The following is a 21695-nucleotide window of genomic DNA, read 5'->3' as shown; positions in this document are numbered from 1 at the left end:
TCCGTCAGGAGCGCGGCATGCGGGCGCCCGGTCTCGGCGGTGTCGACGGGCGCCTGGCCGCCGCAGTGGCCGGGCTGCTGTCGAACATGCCGTGGGTCGCGGTGTCGTGGTCGGAGGCCGGCACGTTCGCGGCGGAGATCCGCGAGCTCACGGATTCGGTGCGCTCGATCATCGCGCCGGACCCGGCCGTCGACCGGGGCCGGCGGATCGGGAACTGCCCTGCGATGGATCCGTCCGGGACGCTGTGCGGCGCCGTGCTGTGGCTGCCCCGGGGCGAGAAGGCCGTGCGGTGCGAGTGGTGCGACACCCGGTACCCGCCCTACGTCTGGGGCCAGTTGAAGGCATGGATGACCGAGGACGCGCGGGCCGATAATGCTGCCTGACGCTTGCCCTGGAACAGTAGTGTCCTATAGAGTCGGACGCGTGCCAGAGAATACATGGCGCGAACGGTTCGAGGTTGAGCAACAGCGACACCGCGACCTGCTGGAAGAGATCTCCGCCAGCGCCCGAAGACGGGCCGCAGCTCTCGAAGAGGGAGTGGCGGAACTCGGAACGAAGAGCGCCGTGGCGCGAGCCGTCGGCATCGACGTGAGCGCAGTAAGAAGATCCATCCGCGAGTACGGGGCGGCCACCCTACGGTCACCCGACTCCCCGACCACAACTGCATAAGGCCCGCAGCAGGCGGGCCGCCCCCGGCCAGGCGACCCTACCGCCCGCCGGGGACTACCACTTCCCACGAACGAGATGAGACCTCGTCATGGACAACCGGCATCTTCCCATGCCCGCGGCCACCACCGCGATGACCCCCGCGCAGCAGCTCAACGAGCGCTTCGCCACCATCTACGCCCAGTTCCAGCCCCGCATCGTCAACCTCGTCCAGCGCGAGGTCCGCGGCGGGAACACGCACCTCGCCGAAGACCTCACGGCCGACGCCTTCTACCGGGCATGGCTCGACTTCCACAAGTGCCAGGCCACCACCGACGCCCAGCTGTACGGATGGCTCGCCACCCTCGCCAGGCGCACGGTCATTGCCCACTACCGGGCGAAGAGGAACACCGCCGAGGTCCCCGCCGACACCGGCCACTGGCAGTACAGCAACCGCGAGATGTGCACCGGCCCCGGCGGCACGTACACCCCCACCGCTACCGGCTTCCGCACCGCGGCCATCGGCAACGGCGACTCCGACCCGGACATGGACGAGGCCCTCCGCCGCGTCCGCGCCGGCCGCCCGGCGGTCGCGGCATGACGACGCCCCTCGTCCTCAGCGACGACACCCGCACCCTCCTCGGCCGCCTCGCCGCCACCCTCCAGACCCAGCGGCCGAACGCCGAGATGCACGAAGAGATCCGCCTCGCCCGCTGCCTGGTCCTCGCCGAGCAGCTGTACGGCCCCACCGAGAAGGCGTTCGCCGCCGAGCAGGACCTCCTCGCCGCCGCCCCGCCCGTCCGGCACAGCCAGACCCGCGGCGAGTACGCCGCCCTCCTCCGCCTCATCGCTCAGGGGGTGAGCGCATGAGTGTTGACACCAGCGCCCTGCATCAGCCGCTGCTCGATCCTGCGGACGACCCCGCCCCCTGGGTTCCGCCGCTCGACCTTGCGCTCGACCTCGCCCGCGCGACCCTCGCCGAGCACGGCACCGCGAACATCCACGACCCCGCCGCCATGCTCGTCGCCGCCGTCCACCTGGGGATGCGTCTCCGCGCCCTCGTCGCCGCCCTCGACAAGGAGGCCAGCCGATGAGCGACGACACCCCCACCGTGGCGCCGTTGCCACGCCGCAACTCGGATGGCACGGTCACCGTCACCACCCTGGATGCCGGAGACGTCCGGTTCCTGTGCCCGTCGTGGTGCACGTTCCAGCACGGCTACCGCTTCCCGCCGGCCAAGGCGGAGATCACCCACAACAGCGAGCCCGTGTGGGCCCTGGCGGACACCCCGGAGCACGGCCCGACCAGCCTCGTCGAGGTCGCCCTCGTGCAGTGGCCGTTCAGTGACCGCCCGCAGGTCTGCCTGTCCGTCGAGACGGATGACGGGCACCTGGAGGTCGGCCCGACCGGTGCACACCGGATCGCCGCCGCCCTCCGCAAGCAGGCCGACCACATCGACACCATGGTCGACCAGCTGATCAGCCTGCGGGCCGAGGTGACCGGCCGATGAAGAAGGACCCGCTCCTGTGGGGCGCCCTGGTCGCCGTCCTCGTCGTCCTCGCCTCCGCCGAGTACGACCTGGCCCGCGCCTGCGGCTTCGGAACCTACGTCGCCGCCGGTGTGCCCGGCGCCCTCGACATCTACGCCGTCAAGGCACTACGGGCGAAGCGCGACGTCACCGCCGCCGTCATCGCCCTGATCCTCGTGAACGCCGCCTCGCACCTGGTGAGCTCCGACATCCTTCCGGTGAAGTGGCCGCTCGTCGTCGCCGTGTCCGCGATCGCCCCGCTCGTCCTGTGGCGCGTCCACCGGCTCAGCGAAGAACCAGCCGTGGCAGAGACGGCCACGGTTGGCGAGCCGGAGCCGACCACGGTCGTGACGGCCATCGTGGATGACCACCCTGTCGAGCCGCCCGCACCCCAGCGGTACGGCGACCCGGTGGTCATCCGCCCGGCACCCGAGGTGGTACCCGCCGGCGCCGACTTCCTCCCGATCGTCGCCCCCGCGGTGACCACCGAGGTGACCATCGAACGCGTCGCCGAGGAGCCCCAGCAGGCGGTCACACGGCCCGCCATCGAGACCGCGTGGAAGATGCTCGACTGGTCATCCCTCGGCACCACCGATGACCACCAGCGCCCGGCCGAACTGACCGGCAGCGTGGCCGCCGCAGAGCCCCGCCAAGTGGTCACCGTCCCGGTCACCATCACCCCCACTGAGCTGCGGCGACAGGCCCGCAAGCTCAACCGGGAAGTGGTCACCACCACCAACAAGCCCGTGACCATCGAACGCCTCCGCGAGGAGTACGGCCTCTCCCGCCGCGAAGCGACCGAGCTCCGCCGCGACGTCGTCGGAAGCGGCCGGTCATGATCACCTACCACTCGCTCGGCTACTACGGCCTCTTCGCCGCCCTCGGCGCCGTCCTCCTCCTGACACTGCTGCCCAACGGGTCCCGTGCGCACCGCCTGCTCTCCCGTGCGCTCCTCGCCTCGCTCCTCATCACCGCCGCCATCGTCGGCCTCTCGTACTGAAGGACCACACCGTGAAGACGTCGCTCCTCGCCGCCATCGACACCGCCCACACCCACACCATGGCCGCCCCGCCCGCCGCCGGCGCCCCCAGCGGATCCGTCCCCATCTCCGTCCTCCTGATCATCGCCCTGTCCGGTGTGGCCTGGTGGATGTTCAAGCACGGCGACAAGACCAAGAAGCTCCACCTCATGCCCGGCTTCGTCTGCGTCGGCCTCGGACTGTCCATGTCCGGCACCCAGATCGGCACCATGGTCAACCAGCTGTTCGGCACCTTCGCCCAGATGATCGCCTCCTTCGCCAGCAACGCCTGACCATGACCACCGAGTCCGAGGCCGACACCCTCGAACTGCCGCCCGTCCCCGAGTTCGGGACCGGGCGGCCCCGGTGGGCAGCCCAGCGCATCCACCCCCGGCGCCTCGCCCGCGGCCACCTCACCCAGTGGGCCCGGCTCCGCGCCTGGACGATCGCCGCCGGCCACCCGGCCCGCGGGAAGACCGTCACCGCCCGCACCGCCGGGCTCGCCTTCGCCGCACTCCTCGCATGGCGCACCGGCCACCAGCAGCCCCAGCTCCTCGCCCTCGCGGCCAGCGCCTACACCGTCACCGCCTGGCGGGCCGGCCGCCCCGTCCCCCCGACCCCACCAACCGAAGAGGAGCTACGCCGCCGAGTCGTCCTCGGCGTCCAGCAGCTGCTCGGCGACGACCCCGCCGTGTTCGTCCGCGACGTGTACGACGCGTTCCGGGCCCGCCCCGCCGCCGCCCACCTCGACGACACCCGGCTCCGCGCCGTCCTCCTCGGCTGCGGCATCACCATCCACCGCAGCGTCCGCGTCAGCCCCACCAAGACCGGCAACAGCGGCATCAAGGCCGCCGACATCGAAGCCCTGCTCTCCCCCGCACCCGTAGTAGCCCCTTCCGAGGCTGTAGACGCAGGTCAGCAGTCCACAGAAGAGGCCGTAGACCGTGCGTAGACCGCCCCGTAGACCACCCAAGGAGGGCCCGATGAGCCGCCAGACCGACTGGTTTCGGATCTACGACAGCGCGCCCGTCACCGACATCGACCCGGCCGCCCCGTACCGCAAGGACCGCAGCTACGACCGCGGGGCCACGTGGGAGGACGCGCCCGAGATGAGGGGCGAGCACCTGAAGTTGGAAATGACCGAGACCCTGCTCGCCAATCTCACGATCGGCATTCGCGACGGCGTCGTCGTCATGCAGAACCCCCACCCCATGGGTGGCCTCATCCGATACACGCCCATCCGCTGACCTGACGGCTGCCCGATCCGCCCGTGCCAGACGGGCGGTGAGGGGGCCAGCCAGCCCCGCATCACACCCAAGGAGAACCCCATGGCACTGACCAACTACCAGTGGACCGCCACCGGCACCGACACCAAGACGGGAGAGCCCGCCACCGGATCCGGCGCCGTCGAAGCGGAAACCCCGAGGGAGGCCGAGGCGATGGTCCTCGGCTTCTGCAAGGGCAAGGACATGCAGCCCACGGACATCGTCCTCACGTACACCCGCAACAGCTGACACACCCAGGGCGGCCGACTCACTGCCAGGCGACCGGCCGCCCCGGGCCCCATCCCCAACCACGAGACAGGACCACGATCATGGCACTCGACCCGATCACCATCGACGAACTCCGGCGCCGCAACGAGGAGTCGCAACAACAGAGGGACGCCGAGAAAGCTGCCGAGGCGAAGTAGGTGTAGCCACACCGGGGCCCCTGCCGTTGTAGTGACGGCCGGGGCCTCCGCGCGCGCGGAAGCGGCACACTGGACGCATGCCGCTCCTCGTCGACCTCTATGCCGCCCAAGCCGCCACCGGCATCAAGCCCGGCACCCTGCGCGTCTGGCTCCACCGCAGGAAGCTCACCCACCACGGCCACGACCGCGCCGGCCGAGCCCTCATCGACCTCAACGAACTCCCCGCCACCCTCACCGCCGAGGCAGCTTGACCAGCACGATCAGCCGGTGTAACACTCAAGGGGCGTCCGGCATGCCTACACACCGCCGACACCCCACAGGCCCCGCCCACACGGACGGGGCCTTCGCCATGCCCGGAGGCTCACCCCATGACCACCACCGCCCAGCACCTGATCGCCTATCGCAGAGAGCTCAACGACGGCGGCCTCACCTTCGACCTGGTCGATGAGCTCGTCAAGAGCGCCGCCCAGACCCTTGTCGCGAACGAGGGCCTCCGGACCCTGTCCCCGGATCCCATCCGCATCGTCGTCTGCGCAGCCACGGGCCACCAGGCACAACAGTGGGTCAACAAGCACAACCTGTACCCGCGGCAGGTCCTCATCGCCAAGAACCCCGACGCACTCCATGGCCTCACCGACTTCGCGGTGGTCACCCTGCCCGGCTTCGAGACACGTCTGGACGCCCAACGAATCACCGAGGTCCTCAAGGCCATGCACGGCGGGGACTTCACGGACCAGTACGCCAACCCCTCCATGATCGGGACCGCCCCAGGGCGCTTCTGACCCACCACCCCACACCCAGGGCCCCCATGCCCCACCGCACCCCCAGGGGACCCCCCATGCCCACTCGGCCCCCCACCCGGTGCGCTGAGCCCGGCTGCTCCACCCTTGTCCCCAAGGGCCGCTGCGAGGCTCACCAGCGCACCCCATGGGGAGGCAGGGACGACAAGGCAGCCCGATACGGCATCAGCTCAGGTTCATGGCGATCACTCAAAGCCAAGGTCACACGACGTGACAACGGCTGCTGCTACCGATGCGGCATCGACCAGGCCGAGATCAAGCGCGACGATCCCGAGGCGCTCGACCACGTGCTCGACCACATCACGCCCATCTTCGAGGGCGGATCAGCGACCGACATGGACAATCTCGGACTCCTCTGCGAGCCCTGCGACACCCTCAAGAGCAAATCAGAGGCCCTGAGAGCAAATCAGGCCCGAAAGCGGGCCCGCTGAGCCCAAAAACGAGCGTCCAGGAGGCCAAAATGAACGCCCAGATGACCACCACGGTCCGCCTGGCGACCCTCATCCCAGGTGGAGAGGTCATCGAGACCGCTATCGGCACGCTGACCGTGCCCGTCAGGGACGGCGCAGTCGCCCTGGACGACCTCCACAAGGCTCTCGGAGGCATGCTGCGCAAGGCCAGCGATCACCTGCTCAGCGGTGCCCCGGACGGCTTCGAGCTAGCTCCCCCGGGGGTAGGGGAGTCCAGATCTTGAGGTTGATCGTCTGGGGCCCCGGCGCCGTCAGCTCGGGACACGCGTGAACAGATAGCCGCATAGGGGGTCTGTCATGGCGAGGACCGCCGAGCCCGCGAAACTGCGCCTCCTGAAGGGCCGTTCGGACGGCAAGGACGCCGCCGGCCGCACGGTGAACCCGGGGCCGGCCTTCAAGCGGATCCCGCCCGCGGCTCCCGAGTGGCTGAGCGAAGAGGCCGCGGCCGAGTGGGACCGCGTGCTGCCGGGGCTGTCCCGGCTGGAGCTGCTCAAGCCCGAGGACCGGGCGGCGCTGGCCGCGTACTGCGAGGCCTGGGCGATGTTCCGCGAGGCGACCGAGACGGTGCAGCGGGACGGGCTGACGATCGAGGCGAAGCAGGGCACCCTCGCGCACCCGGCGGTCGGCATTGCGCGAGCGGCCGGGCGCGAGCTGCGCGCGTGGGCCGCGCACTTCGGCCTGACTCCCAGCACGGAACAGGCCCTGGCGAGGGGGTCGGAGAATGAGCCGGACCCCGACAACCCGTTCGGGTAAGAACCCTCGCGCCGCATACCTGGACACCGAGCTGCTGGAGCGGCTCAAGCTGTCACCCGAGGTGGCCTGGTATCTGGTCGAGCGCGGGATCCCGCTGCCCGACTGCCCGCCCCTGATCAAGACCCCCGAGCCGCGGGACGTCCCCGGCGCCCAGTTCGACCCGGCTCGGGTCGACAAGGTGCTGAACGCGTTCCAGCAGCTACGGCACACGCAGGGGGAGCTGGCCGGTCAACCGCTGCGCCCGGACCCGTGGCAGGTCGCGTACATCCTCGCCCCGATCTTCGGCTGGGTCCGGTGGGACGACGACGCGGCGATGCACGTGCGGATCATCCGCGAGGTCTATGTCGACGTGCCGCGGAAGAACGGCAAGACCACCTTGGCCGGCGGGATCGCCCTGTACTTGATGGCGGCGGACGGCGAGCCCGGCGCGCAGGTCATCACCGCGGCCACGACGAAGGAACAAGCGCGGCTGTTGTTCGGCCCGGTCAAGGCGATCGTGGAGAAGTCGCCGGCGCTCAAGCGGGTCATGCAGCCGCTGGCCGGTGTGATCCTGCACCCCAAGTCGGACTCCTACTTCAAGCCGGTGTCATCGCTCGCGGGCGCGCAGCACGGGTTGAACCTGCACGGCGGCATCGTCGACGAGCTGCACGAGCACAAGACGCCCGAGCTGGTCGAGACGATCGAGACCGGCACCGGCTCTCGGCGGCAGCCGCTGATCTTCATCATCACGACTGCGGACGCGGGTAAGCGGGAGTCGGTGTACTCCCGGAAGCGGGACCGCATTGAGCAGCTGGCGCGCGGTGCCTACGAGGCCCCGGCGGTCTACGGTGTCGTGTTCGCTGCGGAGAAGGGCGACGATCCGCACGCCGAGTCGACGTGGAAGAAGGCGAACCCCGGCTACGGGGTGTCGCCGACGCGGGCGGCCCTGGCGGTCGCCTCCGACAAGGCCAAGCAGTCGCCGGCCGAGCTCGCCCAGTTCCTGCGCCTGCACCTCGGCATCCGCACCAAGCAGGTCACCAAATTCCTGACCCTGGAGTCGTGGACTGCGAACGGGGCGCTGGTCGACGAGGAGAAGCTGAAGGGGCGCGAGGCCTACGGCGGCCTCGACCTCGGCGCCGTATCCGACCTGAACGCGCTCTGCTGGCTGCTCCCGGACGACCGGGACGACAGCCTGGACATGGTGCTCCGCTTCTGGACACCCGAGGACAACATCGAGGCGCTGGACCGTCGGACGGCGGGGAACGCCTCGGTGTGGGTTCGTGAGGGCTGGCTGAAGACGACGCCGGGCAACGTCACCGACTACACCGTGATCGGCACTCAGATCCGCAAGGACCTCGGCCATTTCGATGTGAGGTCGCTGGGCTTTGACCGCTGGTCATCCACTCCGCTGACCAATGATTTGGAAGGCGAGCGGGCGCCGATGGTCGGTGTGGGCCAGGGGTACAAGAGCATGTCGCCCGCGCTGAAGGCGGTACAGCGGCTGCTCTTGCAGGGTGCGGCGGCGGGTGCGCGGCCGATGCTGCGGCACGGCGGGAACCCGGTCATGGCGTGGATGGTCGACAACCTCGCGGTCGCCATGGACCCGGCCGGGAACGTGAAGCCGGACAAGGCGAATGCCGGAGACAAGATCGACGGCGTCAGTGCCCTGTGCGACGCCATGTCCGAGGTCCTGGCTCGGCCGCCGAAACGCGTCAGCGCGTATGAGGACTCCGAGTTCGAAGTGATCTGAGAGGAGGCGGCGTATGCCCTGGTGGCGTCGCAGTAAGGGGGCCTCCGGTCAGGTCATCGACCAGTCCGGCGCCCTGGTCCCCATCAAGAGCGAGCAGTTCGACGACCTGGCCGAGCTCGGCCGGTACGTCACCGATCATGGCATCCGGGTGGTGGACCCCGGCGTTCCGCTGTCCAACTACGCGGGCACCGCAGCGGCGATGAACGTGTGGCAGACCCAGCCGTCGGTGCGCAAGGTCGTCGACTACATCGCCAGGGCCCTGTCGACGATCCCCTGGAACGTCTATGAGCGGGTCTCGGACACGGACCGGCGCAGGGTCACCGATCACCCGCTGGCCCTGCTGCTGGCGAACCCGGCCCCGGCGGTCCCGCCGTCGCGGCTGTGGCACTCGGTCATCGTGGACTGGCTCATCCACGACCGGTGGTGCATGCAGGTCCTGCCCAACGCCGATACACCGTCGGGGTGGGAGTTGCGCCGGAAGCCAGCCCGGCGAATGCACGTCCTGGCGGACGACGACGACCAGCCCGACGCCCTGTATCTGATCTCCTCACGCGGGCCCGCGCAGGTGGTCCCGCTGCCCGCCCCGTACCTGTTCGATCACGGGTACGCGACAGTCGGCGCCGATGGCACGTCGCCGATGGAGACCCTGTGTCAGATCCTGGCTGAACAGAACGAGGCTGTGGAGTACCGCCGCTCGGTGTGGAAGAACGGCGCCCGGGTGCCGGCCGTGATCGAGCGCCCAGCCGACGCACCGAGCTGGTCAGCGACGGCAAAGGCGAGATTCCAGGCGGCGTTCAACACATTCATGGGCCGCGGTTCGGCCGCCGGCGGAACGCCGATTCTGGAAGACGGCATGAAGCTGGTGACCGTCGAAGCCTTCAAGCCGGTGGACACGCAGGACATCGAGGGCCGCAAGCTCACCGACGCTGAGGTGGCCAGCTCGTACCACATTCCGCCCGAGCTGGTCGGCGCGCGCGAGGGCACGTTTTCCAACCTGGACGCGTTCCGGCAGATGCTCTACACGCACAGCATCGGCCCGGACATCACGATGCTGCAGGACGTCCTGAACACCATGCTCGTCCCGCTGATCGCCGGGCCCGGCTCGAACCTCTACATCGAGGCGAACGTCGAGGCGAAGCTGCGCGGCAGCTTCACCGAGCAGGCCATGCTGCTGCAGACCGCGGTCGGCGGCCCATACATGGTTCGAGCCGAAGCGCGGGCGACGATGAACCTGCCGTACCTCAAGGGCACCGACGAGCTGATCACGCCGCTGAACGTGGTGGTGGGCGGCCTTGCGTCGCCGACGGACACGGCTCCGCCGCCGTCGCTCCCAAAAGGTCAGGGCCGCCCCGCGTGAAGGCGCAGGAGCGGCCGGAGGATCTGGGGACGTTCGCGGCCGAGCGGGACGCGTACACCGCTGCGCTCACCGGGTGGGCGCAGCGCCAGGCGGACGCGCTGCTGTCCGCTGCCGACGCGAAGGCGGACGGCCCGCCGGACTTCTACGGCCTGTGGGCCGCGTCATCGCCGGAGCGGCAGGCGCAGCTCGCTGCGCTGATGCAGGGGTACGGGTTCCGTCTCGCGCAGATCGGCGCCTGGGACGTCCTCGGCGTCTGGAACCCCGAGGCGGACGGCTGGGACCCGGTGGTGATGGAGGCGTGGCTGGCGAAGGCCGCCGCCTCGCACGCCGCCGAGTACGAGGGCGCGGCGTACACCGCGGCGACGTCGGCCGTTGCCGATGAGGGCGACTGGCGGGACAACCTCCGTACCGGGCTGGGGCACTGGGTGACGGCTGCTGCAGTGCGGGCGGTGACGTCGGCGACCGAGGCCAGGTCGTTCGGCTCGCACGACGCGGCCGGCGCATCGGGCCTGTCCCACAAGGTCTGGGTCCTCGGCGGGACGAACCCGCGCGCCTCGCACGTGCGCCTCAACGGCGACTCCGTCCCGCTCGGGACCACGTTCGGCAACGGGCTGCGCTGGCCCGGGGACGCGAACGGGGACGCGGCCGAGACCGCGAACTGCAACTGCCGACTCGACTACACCCGAGAGGGGCCCTGACCATGACCAAGCCCAGCGTCGGCCGCATCGTCCACTACGTCAGCTACGGCACCCCCGGCGGCGAGTACACCTCGCAGTGCCGGGCCGCCATCGTCACGGCGACAGACCCGACCCCTGACGACGTCCCCGAACCGGGGCAGGTCTTCGCAGACCTGGCGGTCCTCAACCCCGGGGGCCTGTTCTTCAACCGGCTGTGCCTGCAGGACGAGGCCGATCACACCGGCGGCACCTGGCACTGGCCCGAGCGCGAGGAGGGCTGACCGTGCCCCGCACCAAGGAATGCACCGCCCGGATCAAGGCCGCCGGGCCTGCCGACGGGCTCGCCGCGGGCCAGTTCCGGGCGATCGTCTCGGTGTTCGGCAACGAGGACTCCATGGGCGACGTGATCACCCCGGGCGCTTTCGCTCAGGTCCTCGCCGAGTGGAAAGCGTCCGGCGATCCGATCCCGGTCGTGTGGTCCCACCGGTGGGCCGACCCGTTCTCCCACATCGGGAGCGTCCTGGAGGCGAAGGAAACGCCGGACGGCCTGGAGGTCCTCGCGCAGATCGAGGACATGGACACCAACCCGACCGCGAAGCACGTGCACGGCCTGCTGAAGGGCCGCCGCATCAAGCAGTTCTCGTTCGCCTACGAGGTGGCCGAGGGCGGCTGGGTCGAGACCGACGACACCGCCCGATTCCCGTGGGGCGAGTACTACGAGATCAAGCGGTTCGCCGCGCTGTACGAGGTAGGCCCGTGCCTGGTCGGTGCGAACCAGCAGACCGAGCTGCTCGCCGCGAAGGCTGCCGATCTAGTCCGCGGCGCGAAGGCCGGCCGGGTGCTCAGCCAGTCGAACTACGACGCGCTCACCGCGGCCTACGACTCGATCGGTGACGTGCTCGCTTCGGCCACACCGGAGAAGACCCGGCAGAAGACTTCCCCGCCCGCGCCCGCGGCCGGGGCCACACCCGAGCAGGAGACCGGCCAGCAGTCGCCCGAGGAGACCGCCGCCGCCGATGAGGCCGCCGCGAAGTCGCCCGCGCTCACGCCCGCCCAGGTATCCGCATGGGTCACCGCTCAGAATCTGATGACCATGAGGAGTACAGGATGACGCTGCGCGAGAAGCTGCAGGCGCTGCTGAAGGAAGCGGCGGACATCGTCGCGAAGGCGGCCGCCGAGGAGGGCCGGGAGTTCACCGAGGACGAGGTGGCCCGGATCAACGAGCTCAAGGCCGAGACCGGCGACCTGGCCGTGAAGGTCAAGGCCGCCGATGACGCCCAGGCCGCGGCCGCCGAGATGGCCGGCAAGGCCGCCGACCGGCCCGCGCCGAAGCTGAGCGGGGTGAAGGACCGCGACGAGGCGGCCGACGTCGCCACGTTCGGCGGCCGGTTCACCAAGTCCGGGCTGTACGAGGAGTTCCGCAAGTCCAACCCGTCCGGGGTCGGGCGGGGCTCCCCGGTCGACATCGGCCGCGTGCGCATCGGGACGATGAAGGAGTGGCTGGCCTCCCGCAAGGCCACCGCCTCCCCGCTGCAGGTCGCCCTCGGCCACGTGGCTCCGATCCGGATGCCGATGGTCGACCAGGTCGACCGCGACAACCTGACGATCCTCGACCTCATCAGCCGCGGTGAGACCGCCGGGAACTTCGAGTACTTGCAGGTCACCGGAGTTACCCGCAACGCCTCTGTGGTCGCGGACGAGATCCTGCCGGGCGACGCGAACGTGAAGCCCACCAGCACCATGCAGACCTCGCTGGCCGACGCGAAGGTCTACACCTACGCCGACGGCTACGACGTCACGAACTCCCTGCTGTCCGACGCCCCGGCGCTCGCCACCTACATGGACGGCGAGCTGGAATACAGCCTGGACTCGGTCATCGAGGACAAGCTGCTGAACGGCACGGGCACGGGTGGTGAGCCGCGCGGCCTGCTCCACACCACCGGTGTGCAGGAGCTGGAGTACACCCCGGGCTCGGACGCCATGTCCCAGGTCAAGGCGATCCGCCGGGCGATCACGAAGATCACCACGTTGCCGGGCGGGAACGTCACCGCCGCGCTGATGTCGCCTGAGGACGACGAGGCGTGGGACCTGCTGCAGGACACTACGGACCGGTTCATGGGTCAGGGCCCTTTCGGCCAGGGCCCGTCCACCAGCTGGGGCCGCACCCGCGCCCTCTCGCAGCGCCTCGCCCCGGGAACCGTCATCCTCGGCGACTGGCGGCAGATCGCGCTCCTCGACCGCGAGGGCCTGTCCGTGATGGCGTTCAATCAACACCGGGACTACGCGCAGCGGAACCTCGTGTACGTGCGCGCCGAGCTGCGCGCCGCACAGGTCATCTGGAAGCCGAACCGGATGATCGTCGTGAAGCCGGCGGGGGCTGGTAGCTGATGCCCGCCCACAAGATGATCGCGGTCGACGGGATCCGGTACCGGCCGGAGGACGCCCCGCGGGCGCACGCCCGTCCGGCCGCCGACGGGCCGCTCAGCATGGCGCAGGCCGAACCGGCCGCCCCGGTGGCCGTGTTCGATCCGGCCGCGCACGACGTGCCTGCCGTGCTGGCACACCTCGCCGACGCCGACGAGGACGAGACGCAGCGGGTCCTGGCCGCCGAGGCCGCCGGGAAGAACCGCAAGACGATCCTGGAGGCTGGCGCATGAGCGACGCATTCATGGTGACGCTGGACGGAGCCGCGCCGAAGCGCCGGTTCCTCACGGCGGACACCGCGGTCGGCGGCCAGGCGGTCATGCGCCTGGCCATCGCCGGAGAGATCCCGGTCGGTGTCACCGACGCCACCGACATGGCCGACGAGACTGAGTTTCGGTTTGTCATCGGCGGCCGCGCGGTCTGGCAGGTCGAGGCCGGAGCCGCCGTAGCCCCCGGCGACTTCGTCGCGGCCGGTGCTGCTGGCCGCGCCGTGCCGGTCGCCGAGGGCGACCGGTACGCCGTGGCCATGGCCCTGGACGTGGGAGTCGCCCCTGCCGGGTCGGTGCCCGGCACGATGATCCGGGTCGCTCCGCTGCGCACGGTCGGCCTCGGTGCCGGTGGTGGTGGTGGTGGCGGGTCGACAGCGTGGGCCGACATCACGGGGAAGCCGGCCACGTTCCCGCCCGCCATCGGCGCGACAGCGTCGACCGCGGTCGCGGGCAACGACCCTCGGCTCACCGCCGGTGCGGCCGCGACTGCCACGGTGCGCGCGATCGGCACCGCGGCCACCACCGCCGCTGCCGGTGACCACACCCACACCGGACTGACCGCCGACGCGGCGGCCGGTACAGCCTCGATCCGGACCCTGGGCACCGCGGCCACTTCGGCGGCCGCGGGCAACCACACGCACACCGGGCTGCTCACCGGCACAGCGACGGCGGTGAACAACTCCACCGCCACCGACGCGGCCGGAGCCGTCACCGACTTCAACGCCCTGCTCGCCGTGCTCCGCACCCGCGGCATCATCACGGGGACCTGAGATGGCGGCGGCCGAGCCGTACCTGGCTGACCCCGCCGAGCTCGCCACGTTCCTGAAACTCCCGCCCGATGACCTGCGGCTGCTGGCCGCGCTGCGGGCCGCCACCCGGCGGTTCCGCGGCGCGGTCCGGCACCCGGTCTCCCTGGTCACCGACGACACGGTGCACCTGGACGGAACAGGGCGGGCACTCCTGCATCTGCCGGCCGCCCCGGTCGTCCGGCTCGGTGACGTCCTGGTCGACGAGCAGCTGCTCAACGGCGTACGGGCAAAGCGCCGCTCGGGCGTGCTGCTGCACCCGAGCGGGTGCTGGCCGGACTGGGCAGAGATCACGGTCACCTACGACCACGGCCACGCCACCGTCCCGGAGGAAGTCGCCGAGGCGGTCATCGACCAGGCTCGGGCGATCTACCGCCTGGACCCGGCGATCCAGCAGATCACCACCGGCACCGAATCCGTCAGCTTCGCGGCGACGGCGGCGGTGGGGATCACCTCGCAGTGGCAGGCTGCGGTCGAGGCGAACCGCCTGAACCGGGGGGACGACGCCTGATGACGATCGACAACCCGCTGCGGCGGGACACCGTCACCGTCATCACTCGCGTGCTGGTCGGTGAGGACGAGCGCGGGCAGGACGTCTACGAGGACCAGGAGCGCGACGTCGACCACTGCAACATGCAACCCGTCTCCTCGACCGAGGCGACGGATGACCGGGTCCAGGTCGTCACCCGGTGGCGCCTGGCCGGACCCCCGGACATGGGCCTCACGAACATGTCCAAGGTCAGGCACGGCGGCGTGCTGTACGAAGTCGACGGCGAGCCCGGCGTATTCGGATCGTTCGGTGGCCTGCTCGACCACATTGAGGCATCCCTGAAGGTGGTGACCGGATGAGCGGCATTCGCTTCGAGTTCGACCCGCGGTCCCTCCCCGAGATCATGCGTTCCGAGCCGGTGCGCGCCGAGCTCAAACAGGAGGCGGACCGCATCGCGTCGCTGGCCCGGTCCATCGCACGGTCCGAGATCGGCGAGGAGTTCGCCGCCTCGATCGAGGTAGTGCAGGAGATCCGGCCCCGGGGCCGGCCGACGGCCGCGGTGGTCGCCGACCGGGAGGACGCCACCGACCACGAGCACGGCACCTCGAGCACCCCGCGCCGCCGGGTGCTGGGCCGCGCCGCACACACCCGCATTGACGGGGTCACGTGATGTGGGCGGACATCGAGCTGGCCGTGATCAGCGGTGTCCGCGCGCGCCTGCCCGGGGCGCGGGTCACGGATGAGCTGCCCGACAAACTGGAGACCCGGCTCCCGCTGGTGTGGGTGCGGGTCATGGGCGGCGGCGACGACCGCGTCACTGACACCGCCACCGTGGACGTGCAGACGTTCGCCGCGACCAGGGCGGCTATGTGGGAGCTCGCCGAGCAGGCCCGTACCGCCGTGCACGCCCTGGCCGCCACACACGATTCCGGGCAGCGCGTGGTCATCGACGACGTGACCACTGCGGCCCGCCCGGCCGAGGTCCCCTACGGCAATCCCGGAGTGCGGCGCGCGGTCGCCTCCTACGAGGTGGCCACCCGCGAGCGCGCGGCCACCTGACCTAGCCCAACACTCCGGCCCCGCGGCGTCCGCCCGGGGCCATCGTCATGAAAGGGGCCCGGTATGCCGGCCGCCGATTTCACTGCTCTCGCAGCGCTCAAGACCTCACTCATCCGCAAGGCGCTCAGGTACGCGATCTTCGCGGCGGATGCCGACGCCCCCGCCGTTGAGACCCCGCTCGATCCGGCGGGCATCCTGCAAACCCTGCCCGCCGGATACCACCCGGTTGGCTTCACCACCACCGACGGCGTGACGTTCTCCGGCGACCTGTCGAATTCGGACGTCGAGTCCGGGCAGTCGGCGAGCCCGACCCGGTCCGACGTCGAGACGGACATCCAGACCGCCCAGTGGGTCCCGCAGGAGACGAACAACGCGGCGCTCGCCCTCTACGAGAACCTGCCGCTGTCCGGTGTCGACGCACTGCCGGACATCGGCACGGCGGCGTGGACCTGGTCCCGGCCGCTCGTTCCGCCGACGCTCTACCGGCGTCTCCTGTTCGTCGCCGAGGACCTCAACAAGCTCACCGGCGAACCCCTGTACATCGTGCGTCACTTCCCCAGCGCGCTGCGCTCGGGCCGTGAGGACGAGCAGTGGACCCGCACCGCCGAGATCGCCCGAGGCGTCACCTACCAGGCCTACGTGGACGAGGCGGTCGGCACTGACGTCAAGACCTGGATCGACGGCCCCGGCTGGCGAGCGTTCGCCGCGCAGTCCGGCGGTTCCGGCGGCGGTTCGTGACTGCCGCCCGCAAGCCGGGTGCGGGGAGGCAGGCACGGGTGAGCCCTGCCGCCCCGCACCCCTCACCCGCTCACCCGCAGCCCACCCAGAAGCGAGAGAAGACCATGAGCAAGCCCAACCGCAAGCGCTACAAGCTGTCCGAGGTCAAGGCCCAGTACACCGAGGCGGTGGGCGGCGACCAGGTCGAGTTCGAGACTGACAAGGGCGACGTCCTCACCTTCCCCCACCCGCTGTTCGCGGACGATGACTGGACCGAAGCGGTCGACGGCGCGGAGTCCTCGAAGGACAAGGCTCTCGCCATCCTGGGCAGCGAGCAGTACGACCTGTACGCGGCGGCCGGGCACGCGGACGGTGACATCGGGTTGCTGTTCCTGGCCGTGCAGCAGGACATGCAGGGCCAGATCAAGCGCCGCCCTACACGGTCCTAGACGTCCTCGGGCACTACCCCGAGGCCGTCGAGGCTGACCTGCTGCACCACTACGCCCCACGCGACCCCATCAGGGAGTTCTGGCGTAGGGAGATCACGCTGCGGAAGCTGCGCGTGATGGTCGAGCACCTGCCGCCGGACGGAGCTCTGGCACGCGCCGCGTCCCGCTCCCCGTGGACCAGCACCGATTACCTGCTGGCCAACCTCGCCGACCAGCAGGCCCGCATGGCCACCGACTTCCGGAACGCCAACCGGTCCGAGAAGACGGCCGCCGAGCCCTACCCAGAGCCCGTCTGGCGCCCTGGGGACCCGTCGCCGAAGCAACGGGCCAAGGCCGAGGCCAAGGCCGCCCGCGAGGCCCGCGAGGGCTACCGGCGGATCGTCGCGCAGATGACACCGCAGTACGCCGACCAGGCGTAGCGCACCAAGAAGGGGTGATCTCATGCCCCGTGCGGGTGCCGTGTGGGTCGACGTCTTGCCGAACATGTCCAACTTCGGTCGGCAGTTGGACCGCGAGATCGGCGAGCCCGTTGCCCAGGCGTCCGCCCGCGCGGGCGCCCAGGGCGGCGAAGGTCTCATGTCCAGCATGAAGGCCAAGGTGCTGGTCGGTGCCGCGGCGGTCGGGGCGGCCGCCGGAGCCGTGCTCGTCAAGGGCCTCGAGCAGTCGATGGAGAAGACCAAGGCCGGCGGGAAGCTCAAGGCCCAGCTCGGCCTGACCGCGAAGGATGCGAAGCGGGCGGGTGAGGCCGCAGGGAAGTTGTACGGGGACACCGTCACCGAGTCCGTGGACGAGGCAGCGGCCTCGATCCGGGCAACCATGTCCGCCGGCCTCGCCCCGCCGAAGGCGACGACCAGGCAGCTCGCCCAGCTCGGTACCAAGGTGCAGGACCTCTCAACTCTGTTCGAAGTGGACCTGGGCCAGGCCGCGAACGCTGCCGGGCAGGCCGTGAAGAACGGGCTGGCGAAGAACGGCACCGAGGCCCTGGACGTCATGTACCGCGGCTTCCAGATCATGGGCCCGCGCGCCGACGACCTCGCCGACACGTTCAACGAGTACTCCACCATCTTCAGGTCGCTCGGCATCGACATGAAGACGGCCACCGGCCTGTTCTCCCAGGGCATGAAGGCGGGCGCCCGGGACACCGACGTCGTCGCCGACGCGCTCAAGGAATTCCAGATCCGCACGACGGACGGCAGCACCGCGTCGGCGGCCGGGTTCAAGCTCCTCGGGATGAACGCCGAGAAGGCGACGGCGATGTTCGCCAAGGGTGGCAAGGGCGCCGCCAACGGCCTGCAGAGCATCCTCGACAAGCTCCGCAGCATGAAGGACCCCGTCGACCGCAACGCGGCCGCGGTGGCCCTGTTCGGCACCAAGGCCGAGGACATGGGTCAGGCCCTGTTCAAGCTGGACCCGTCCAAGGCCGTGGCCGACCTGGGCAAGGTCGGCGGCGCGGCGAAGCAGGCCGGAGACGACCTGCGCAACAACGCCGGCGCGAAGTTCGAGTCCTTCAAGCGCAAGGCGCTGATGGCGATCGGGGACACCACCGCCAAGTACGTCCTGCCTCGCCTGATGAAGTTCGGCGGCGTCCTGAACGCCGACGTCCTACCCAAGCTGGTGAAGTTCGGTGGGTTCGTCGATACCCGCGTCGTGCCGGCGGTGAAGAATCTGGGTGCCGCGTTCATGACCGGCGGCCGGTGGGTCAAGGAGTACGGCGTGTGGTTCACGCCGCTGGGCGCGGGCCTGGGCACGCTGGCTGTGCTGCTGTATGCAGGCGCGGCCGCCGCGGCGGTGAACACGGCCGCAACGGCGACGTGGGCCACGGTGACCGGTACGGCGACGGTTGTTACGAACGCCTTCAAGGCTGCACAAATGGCGCTGCGGGTCGTGTGGCTGTCCAATCCGATCTTCCTCGTGATCGCCGGTGTCGTTGCGCTGGGCGTCGCACTCGTCGTCGCATACAAGAAGAGCGAGACGTTCCGGACCATCGTCCAGGGCGTCTGGTCTGCGATCCAGACCGGCTGGGCCGTGCTCTGGTCGTACCTCGAGCCGGGCATCGACGGTTTCATGACCGGGCTGCGCGCCGTGGGAACGGCCGCGTCCTGGCTGTGGGGCACCGTGCTGTCCCCGGTGTTCGGGTGGATCGGCACAGCGGCGAAGGTCCTGTTCACTGCTGTGGTCGTCATCGCGCTGATGCCGATGATCATCATTTTCAAGCTCTTCGCCGCTACGGCGACATGGCTGTGGGGCACCGTGCTAAGCCCCGTGTTCGGGTGGATCGGCGCCAAGGCCATGTGGCTGTGGAACGCGGGCTTCAAGCCCATGGGCGCCGCCATCATGAGCCAGATCCGAGCTGTCGGCGTGGTCGGCATGTGGCTGTGGTCCAAGGTGTTCAGCCCCGTGTTCGGGTGGATCGGCGCCAAGGCGGTGTGGCTGTGGCAGCAGAAGATCAAGCCCGCGTTCGAGCTGGCGAAGATCGGTTTCCGTCTGCTCGGTGCCGCAGTCGTGATGCTGTGGGCCACCTACGCGCGGCCCGCCCTGCAGTCGATCGGCGACAAGGCCAAATGGCTGTGGGAGAAGGGGCTCAAGCCCCCGATTGACCGGGCGCGGGCCCTGGCGAAGACCCTGGGCGAGGCGTTCAAGGCAGGCGCGGACGCCGTCGGGAAGGCGTTCAAGTCGATCGCCGACAAGGCCAAGAAGCCCATCTCGTTCGTGATCGACACGATCTACAACAAGGGCATCCGAGGCGTCTGGAACACAGTGGCCGGCGCTTTCGGCGCACCGAAGCTGCCGAAGTTCAGCGGCTTCGCCCGCGGTGGTGTTCTGCCGGGGCAGTCCTCGTACCGCGACGGTGACGACCAGCTGGTCCCGATGCGCCGCGGTGAGGGTGTCGCGGTGTCCGAAGCGATGCGCGACCCCTACGAGCGCTCCCGGCTCCTGGCGGTCAACAAGGCCGCCATGCAGGGCCGGAGCCTGCGCCAGTTCCAGGGCGAGGGATTCGCCAAGGGCGGCATCTTCGGCTGGGTCAAGAACACCGCGTCGAAGGGTGTCGACCTCGCGAAGTCCGGCGTGGGCTGGCTCAAAGACGGTATGAAAGCCTCGGCCGAGGCCGGACTGAACGCGGTTGTGAAACCGCTGATCAACAAGATCAGCGGGTCCGCGTCCATGTACCGCGACATGATCACCGGCATCCCCAAGCGGATGATCAAGGAGATCATCGGCTACTCCGGCGCGGCCGACAGCGCGCTGGAGAAGGCCGGCGTGGGCGGGAAGGGCTTCAAATCCGCCCTGACCTGGGCACGCACCCAGGCAGGCAAGGCGTACCAGTGGGGCGGTAACGGCGATCCCAGCTGGGACTGCAGCGGGTTCGTGTCCGCGATCGAGTCCGTGATCCGTGGGGAGAAGCCGCATCGTCGCTGGGCGACCGGGGCGTTCTCCGGTGACCAGGCCCCGTCCGGCTGGGTCCGTGGCGCCAAGAGCCCGTACATGATCGGCATCACCAACAGCGGCGTAGGCCACACCGCGGGCACTATCAACGGTGTCAATGTGGAGAGCCGTGGCGGCGACGGTGTCGTTGTCGGCGCTCGGGCGCGCTCGTACATGGACCCGCTGTTCACCGACCGGTACGGCCTGCGTGGTTTCGCCGACGGCGGCCGGCCGCGCCGCGGTGAGCTCGCCTGGGTCGGCGAGCGCGGACCCGAGCTACTCAGGTTCGGCGGCGGGGACACCGAGGTCTACGACCATCAGAGGTCCATGCGCATGGCGGCCGGCCTCGGCCCCCTGCGCGGGTTCGCGAAGGGCACCAAGACCAAGGCCACGGTGAAGAGGCCCAGCAAGATCGCCACGGATCTGGACACCTTCAAGTCCTCGCTGACCGGTACGGCGGCGCAGATCGCCAGTGCGGCGAAGAAGCTGACGACCGATCTCACTGCGGCGGGCAAGGCCGGCAAGACGCTGGCGAAGGCCACCACAGCAGCGTCAACCAAGCTGCAGACGATGGCGAAGCGACGCGACGCCGTCACCGCGAAGATCAAGGAGGCCAAGAGCTACGCCGCCGACAAGACCGGTTCGATGGCCGACTATCTCGGGTTGTCCAACGTCGGGGATGTCGCGTCGGTCGGGGATCTGATCTCCGGACTGAAGGGCCGACAGGACACCGCGAAGGGCTTCCAGGCCCAGCTCACCAAGGTGCAAAAGCGCGGCGGGTCCAAGGACTTGATTGACCAGCTCGCCGAGATGGGCCCGGACAGTCCGCTGGCCGGACTTGTCGCCGGGTCCAACGCCGCCGACTTTAAGTCGATCAATGCCCTGGTGAAGTCGGGGGGTTCGCTGTCGAAGGCCTACGGCAACGGGTTGGCGGACCTGATGTTCGACGCGGGCAAGGACGCGTCGAAGGGCTTCCTGGCAGGGCTCCTGGGCCAGGAGAAGGACATCCAGAACGCCATGATCAAGCTGGGCAACGGCGCGATCAAGGCGGTCCGCGGCAAGAAGGGCATCGACGCCCATTCGCCGAGCAGGAAGGGTGCTCAGGCCGGTGCCGACGTCGGGGCCGGCGTCGTCGCGGGCATGGCCAGCATGGTGCCTGGCGTCGAGTCACAGGCCGAACGCATGGCCGCTGCTGCTGTGCCTCGGGCCGCGGTCGTCCCGGTCACTTCCGGGCGCGCGACTGCGCAGCAGGACGGTGCCCTGCTGAAGGGCGACACCGTCGTGTTGCGGATCGGCGAGAGCGAGTTCGAGGCAGTCGTCGACCGCCGCGTAGAAAACGGTCTGTCCACCGTCCGGCGCACGCTGCGCGCGGGCAGGAACTGAGAGGAGAG

The 21695-nt window shown here is 69.9% G+C and carries 31 protein-coding genes and 1 pseudogene; all 32 read left to right on the top strand.

Annotated elements, in window-relative coordinates; genetic code table 11:
- Positions 1 to 383, top strand: a pseudogene (locus tag ACIO3R_RS07355) (hypothetical protein); the annotation flags it as partial.
- Positions 384 to 757: 374 nt separating this feature from the next.
- Complete coding sequence (locus ACIO3R_RS07350; protein ID WP_402104190.1) at positions 758 to 1246, top strand: RNA polymerase sigma factor; 489 nt, start codon at positions 758 to 760, stop codon at positions 1244 to 1246.
- Entirely contained in the window at positions 1243 to 1515 is a 273-nt protein-coding gene (locus ACIO3R_RS07345; protein ID WP_402104187.1) for a hypothetical protein, read from the top strand. The genes ACIO3R_RS07350 and ACIO3R_RS07345 overlap by 4 nt, the downstream gene beginning before the upstream one ends.
- Positions 1512 to 1739, top strand: coding sequence for a hypothetical protein (locus ACIO3R_RS07340; RefSeq protein ID WP_393332546.1), 228 nt, complete (start codon positions 1512 to 1514; stop codon positions 1737 to 1739). The genes ACIO3R_RS07345 and ACIO3R_RS07340 overlap by 4 nt, the downstream gene beginning before the upstream one ends.
- Complete coding sequence (locus tag ACIO3R_RS07335) at positions 1736 to 2155, top strand: DUF6907 domain-containing protein (RefSeq protein ID WP_402104184.1); 420 nt, start codon at positions 1736 to 1738, stop codon at positions 2153 to 2155. Before ACIO3R_RS07340 ends, ACIO3R_RS07335 begins: the two co-directional genes overlap by 4 nt.
- Positions 2152 to 3012, top strand: coding sequence for a hypothetical protein (locus ACIO3R_RS07330; RefSeq protein WP_402104182.1), 861 nt, complete (start codon positions 2152 to 2154; stop codon positions 3010 to 3012). Before ACIO3R_RS07335 ends, ACIO3R_RS07330 begins: the two co-directional genes overlap by 4 nt.
- Entirely contained in the window at positions 3009 to 3173 is a 165-nt protein-coding gene (locus ACIO3R_RS07325; RefSeq protein WP_329615646.1) for a hypothetical protein, read from the top strand. Before ACIO3R_RS07330 ends, ACIO3R_RS07325 begins: the two co-directional genes overlap by 4 nt.
- 11 nt (positions 3174 to 3184) lie before the next feature.
- On the top strand, positions 3185 to 3484 hold the full coding sequence (locus ACIO3R_RS07320) for a hypothetical protein (protein WP_393332538.1): 300 nt from the start codon (positions 3185 to 3187) through the stop codon (positions 3482 to 3484).
- 2 nt (positions 3485 to 3486) lie between these two features.
- Positions 3487 to 4143 (top strand): hypothetical protein, encoded by a 657-nt coding sequence (locus ACIO3R_RS07315; protein ID WP_402104178.1) that lies wholly within the window; start codon positions 3487 to 3489, stop codon positions 4141 to 4143.
- 31 nt (positions 4144 to 4174) lie between these two features.
- Positions 4175 to 4438 carry a hypothetical protein gene (locus tag ACIO3R_RS07310; RefSeq protein WP_402104175.1) on the top strand — a complete coding sequence of 88 codons (264 nt, stop codon included), beginning with the start codon at positions 4175 to 4177 and terminating at the stop codon, positions 4436 to 4438.
- An 81-nt stretch (positions 4439 to 4519) separates the two neighbouring features.
- A complete protein-coding gene (locus ACIO3R_RS07305) occupies positions 4520 to 4705 on the top strand; it encodes a hypothetical protein (protein WP_402104172.1) in 186 nt (61 codons plus the stop codon).
- 253 nt (positions 4706 to 4958) lie between these two features.
- On the top strand, positions 4959 to 5132 hold the full coding sequence (locus tag ACIO3R_RS07300; protein ID WP_402104169.1) for a hypothetical protein: 174 nt from the start codon (positions 4959 to 4961) through the stop codon (positions 5130 to 5132).
- 117 nt (positions 5133 to 5249) lie between these two features.
- Entirely contained in the window at positions 5250 to 5663 is a 414-nt protein-coding gene (locus ACIO3R_RS07295; protein ID WP_402104165.1) for a hypothetical protein, read from the top strand.
- A 272-nt stretch (positions 5664 to 5935) separates the two neighbouring features.
- Positions 5936 to 6112: an HNH endonuclease signature motif containing protein gene (locus ACIO3R_RS07290; protein ID WP_402104238.1), complete on the top strand. Its 177-nt coding sequence runs from the start codon at positions 5936 to 5938 to the stop codon at positions 6110 to 6112.
- A gap of 29 nt (positions 6113 to 6141) precedes the next feature.
- Positions 6142 to 6375, top strand: coding sequence for a hypothetical protein (locus ACIO3R_RS07285; RefSeq protein ID WP_402104162.1), 234 nt, complete (start codon positions 6142 to 6144; stop codon positions 6373 to 6375).
- 73 nt (positions 6376 to 6448) lie between these two features.
- Positions 6449 to 6904, top strand: coding sequence for a phage terminase small subunit P27 family (locus ACIO3R_RS07280; protein WP_402104160.1), 456 nt, complete (start codon positions 6449 to 6451; stop codon positions 6902 to 6904).
- The gene (locus ACIO3R_RS07275; protein ID WP_402104158.1) at positions 6873 to 8633 is read left to right on the top strand and encodes a terminase large subunit; all 1761 of its coding nucleotides are present in this window, start codon (positions 6873 to 6875) and stop codon (positions 8631 to 8633) included. Before ACIO3R_RS07280 ends, ACIO3R_RS07275 begins: the two co-directional genes overlap by 32 nt.
- A gap of 13 nt (positions 8634 to 8646) precedes the next feature.
- A complete protein-coding gene (locus tag ACIO3R_RS07270) occupies positions 8647 to 9990 on the top strand; it encodes a phage portal protein (RefSeq protein ID WP_402104156.1) in 1344 nt (447 codons plus the stop codon).
- Positions 9987 to 10688: a hypothetical protein gene (locus tag ACIO3R_RS07265; RefSeq protein ID WP_402104153.1), complete on the top strand. Its 702-nt coding sequence runs from the start codon at positions 9987 to 9989 to the stop codon at positions 10686 to 10688. Before ACIO3R_RS07270 ends, ACIO3R_RS07265 begins: the two co-directional genes overlap by 4 nt.
- Positions 10689 to 10690: 2 nt before the next feature.
- Positions 10691 to 10948 carry a hypothetical protein gene (locus tag ACIO3R_RS07260; protein WP_402104151.1) on the top strand — a complete coding sequence of 86 codons (258 nt, stop codon included), beginning with the start codon at positions 10691 to 10693 and terminating at the stop codon, positions 10946 to 10948.
- Positions 10949 to 10950: 2 nt separating this feature from the next.
- The gene (locus ACIO3R_RS07255; RefSeq protein WP_402104148.1) at positions 10951 to 11778 is read left to right on the top strand and encodes an HK97 family phage prohead protease; all 828 of its coding nucleotides are present in this window, start codon (positions 10951 to 10953) and stop codon (positions 11776 to 11778) included.
- Complete coding sequence (locus ACIO3R_RS07250) at positions 11775 to 13055, top strand: phage major capsid protein (RefSeq protein WP_402104146.1); 1281 nt, start codon at positions 11775 to 11777, stop codon at positions 13053 to 13055. Before ACIO3R_RS07255 ends, ACIO3R_RS07250 begins: the two co-directional genes overlap by 4 nt.
- The gene (locus ACIO3R_RS07245) at positions 13055 to 13324 is read left to right on the top strand and encodes a hypothetical protein (RefSeq protein WP_402104144.1); all 270 of its coding nucleotides are present in this window, start codon (positions 13055 to 13057) and stop codon (positions 13322 to 13324) included. Before ACIO3R_RS07250 ends, ACIO3R_RS07245 begins: the two co-directional genes overlap by 1 nt.
- Positions 13321 to 14130, top strand: a complete 810-nt coding sequence (locus ACIO3R_RS07240) for a hypothetical protein (protein ID WP_402104141.1) — start codon at positions 13321 to 13323, stop codon at positions 14128 to 14130. The genes ACIO3R_RS07245 and ACIO3R_RS07240 overlap by 4 nt, the downstream gene beginning before the upstream one ends.
- 1 nt (position 14131) lies before the next feature.
- Positions 14132 to 14677 carry a mobile element protein gene (locus ACIO3R_RS07235; RefSeq protein ID WP_402104139.1) on the top strand — a complete coding sequence of 182 codons (546 nt, stop codon included), beginning with the start codon at positions 14132 to 14134 and terminating at the stop codon, positions 14675 to 14677.
- Entirely contained in the window at positions 14677 to 15015 is a 339-nt protein-coding gene (locus tag ACIO3R_RS07230; RefSeq protein WP_402104136.1) for a hypothetical protein, read from the top strand. The genes ACIO3R_RS07235 and ACIO3R_RS07230 overlap by 1 nt, the downstream gene beginning before the upstream one ends.
- The gene (locus ACIO3R_RS07225) at positions 15012 to 15326 is read left to right on the top strand and encodes a hypothetical protein (RefSeq protein ID WP_402104134.1); all 315 of its coding nucleotides are present in this window, start codon (positions 15012 to 15014) and stop codon (positions 15324 to 15326) included. The genes ACIO3R_RS07230 and ACIO3R_RS07225 overlap by 4 nt, the downstream gene beginning before the upstream one ends.
- A complete protein-coding gene (locus ACIO3R_RS07220) occupies positions 15326 to 15715 on the top strand; it encodes a hypothetical protein (RefSeq protein WP_402104131.1) in 390 nt (129 codons plus the stop codon). The genes ACIO3R_RS07225 and ACIO3R_RS07220 overlap by 1 nt, the downstream gene beginning before the upstream one ends.
- Before the next feature lie 63 nt (positions 15716 to 15778).
- Positions 15779 to 16453 carry a phage tail protein gene (locus ACIO3R_RS07215; RefSeq protein ID WP_402104129.1) on the top strand — a complete coding sequence of 225 codons (675 nt, stop codon included), beginning with the start codon at positions 15779 to 15781 and terminating at the stop codon, positions 16451 to 16453.
- 104 nt (positions 16454 to 16557) lie between these two features.
- Positions 16558 to 16881: a hypothetical protein gene (locus ACIO3R_RS07210; RefSeq protein ID WP_402104126.1), complete on the top strand. Its 324-nt coding sequence runs from the start codon at positions 16558 to 16560 to the stop codon at positions 16879 to 16881.
- Between the two features lie 116 nt (positions 16882 to 16997).
- The gene (locus ACIO3R_RS07205; RefSeq protein WP_402104123.1) at positions 16998 to 17300 is read left to right on the top strand and encodes a hypothetical protein; all 303 of its coding nucleotides are present in this window, start codon (positions 16998 to 17000) and stop codon (positions 17298 to 17300) included.
- Between the two features lie 22 nt (positions 17301 to 17322).
- The gene (locus tag ACIO3R_RS07200) at positions 17323 to 21687 is read left to right on the top strand and encodes a phage tail tape measure protein (protein WP_402104121.1); all 4365 of its coding nucleotides are present in this window, start codon (positions 17323 to 17325) and stop codon (positions 21685 to 21687) included.
- Positions 21688 to 21695 lie beyond the last annotated feature (8 nt).

It is taken from the genome of Streptomyces sp. NPDC087428, assembly GCF_044744085.1.
In the GTDB taxonomy this organism is placed as follows: Bacteria; Actinomycetota; Actinomycetes; order Streptomycetales; family Streptomycetaceae; genus Streptomyces.
This window is presented reverse-complemented; position numbering and strand designations above follow the sequence as displayed.